Here is a 2,058-nt window from a genome sequence, read left to right as displayed (position 1 = left end):
CGTTGACCGGGATTCGTCTCTTGCCGCGCTCGCCGTGCGGCGCTGCACCGGGGCCGGGGTTGGCGCGTTTCCTCATGGATGGGACTGGAGCGCAAAGCAGCGTTGCGCGCCGCGCCGGCACACACGGTCCGGCTCATGGCGCTGCACGGCATCAGGGCAAGAGCGAAGCGGAAGTACAAGGCGACGACCGATTCAAAGTAAAGCTCGCCGGTGGCGCCGAACCTGCTTAGGAGGCAGTTCAAGGTCGATGCCCCCACCCGTGTCTAGACGAGCGACATAACCTGCATCGACACTGGCGAGGGCTGGCTGTATCTGGCCGCCGTAATCGATCTCTTCAGCCACAGGATCGTAGGCTGGTCGATGCGACCGGGAATGAAGAAGGAAATCGTGATCGATGCGTTGCGAATGGCCTGGTTCAGGCGCCACCCAAAACCCGGAGTGATCTTCCACTTGGATCGCGGGAGCCAGTACTGCTGCGCCGAGTTGCAAGTGGCCCTCGGCTACAAGCTGCCTGCACCCGAGGTGTTCGTACCTGCATTGGCCGCGTGGCCGGCTGCGTTACGCCGACAAGCTTCGCCGGCCACGCTCTAACTAGCGAAAAGGCCAACTCTGAAATAACATTCCACCTGGACCACTCGATGGGGGCCGACCAGGAGTAGCTCTTGTCCGTCACACCAGCATCGCGGTAGGCCTTCAGCACATCCTTGCCTTGGCCTAATTTAACCTCGATCTCCCGCAGCTTGGCCACAGCCTGCTCGGGCTTTAGGCGCACTCCTTTGGGCATTTCTTGATCCTTTCCAGTGTCAGAAAATAGAAATCTTCTCTCACTCGGACTGGATCAGTTTTTTCACGCCGGTCACACCCCCGTTAGATAAAAACCATCTCACCAATGCCACCAACCCATATGGTCAAAGCAAGCTCGACATCGAATAGATGCTGAATGATGTTGCTGTATCAGACCACCAACTGGTGGATGCTCCCCCTTGCGCTCATAGGGAATTCTGAGGCGTTTGCATAACGGGGTGTTTTCAGCTCATCGTCACTCTTCACACAAATAATGACAAATTCATCTTGCTCCGGAAAAACCAATCAACCTATATTCCACTCAATGATGTGCATCGCCTTGCCAACCTCGGGGGATTTCTATGAAGATCATTCATGTGCAGTCCGGGAGCTATCTGGGCGAGGATGACATCATCCGGTTTGAAGACAATTACGGGAGGCAGTAATGAGTAAAGTCGCTCTAATAACTGGCGTCACTGGCCAAGATGGCGCTTACCTCGCAGAATTTCTGCTTGAGAAAGGCTACGAGGTTCATGGCCTAAAGCGCCGAACCTCGCTTTTCAACACCGACCGCATCGATCACCTTTATCAAGATCGCCATGCGAAGGATGTGAGTTTTTTTCTTCACCATGGCGACATGACCGATTCCTCCTCTTTGACCCGCATCATCCAGCAGACCCAACCTGACGAAATCTACAACCTCGCAGCGCAGAGCCACGTGGCAGTGAGCTTTGAAGAACCCGAATACACTGCCAACTCTGACGCCATCGGCGTGTTGCGCCTCCTCGAAGCAATCCGCATCCTCGGCCTGGAAAGAAAAACCCGCTTCTACCAGGCCAGCACCTCAGAACTCTTTGGAATGGTTCAAGAGATTCCACAGAAGGAAACCACCCCTTTCTACCCGAGAAGCCCCTACGCTGTCGCCAAGCTGTACGGCTACTGGATCGTCGTCAACTACCGCGAGGCCTATGGTATCTACGCTTGCAACGGCATCTTATTTAATCACGAAAGCCCCATCCGAGGTGAAACCTTCGTTACCCGTAAGATTACGAGAGCCCTGGCGCGTATCAAGCTCGGCTTACAGGACACCTTATACCTTGGCAACATGGACGCCAAGCGCGACTGGGGCCACGCCAAAGACTACGTCGAAGTGCAGTGGCTCATGCTACAGCAGGACAAACCTGAGGACTTCGTCATCGCCACCGGCGTGCAATATTCCGTGCGCGACTTCGTCAATGCCGCAGCCAAGGAGCTCGACATGCAGATCCGCTGGGA

The 2,058-nt window shown here is 55.4% G+C and carries 1 protein-coding gene and 2 pseudogenes; all 3 read left to right on the top strand.

What is annotated here, in order from left to right:
* The first annotated feature begins 273 nt into the window (after positions 1-273).
* Positions 274-591: pseudogene (locus FJ147_28375) on the top strand (DDE-type integrase/transposase/recombinase).
* A 423-nt stretch (positions 592-1,014) separates the two neighbouring features.
* A pseudogene (locus FJ147_28370) lies at positions 1,015-1,229 on the top strand (hypothetical protein).
* Positions 1,229-2,058: GDP-mannose 4,6-dehydratase (gmd, locus tag FJ147_28365; GenBank protein MBM4259798.1), on the top strand; the 830-nt coding region annotated here is incomplete at its 3' end. The pseudogene FJ147_28370 and the gene gmd, both read left to right, overlap by 1 nt.

Source organism: Deltaproteobacteria bacterium (assembly GCA_016874775.1).
Classification (GTDB): Bacteria; Desulfobacterota; Binatia; order Bin18; family Bin18; genus VGTJ01.
This window is presented reverse-complemented; position numbering and strand designations above follow the sequence as displayed.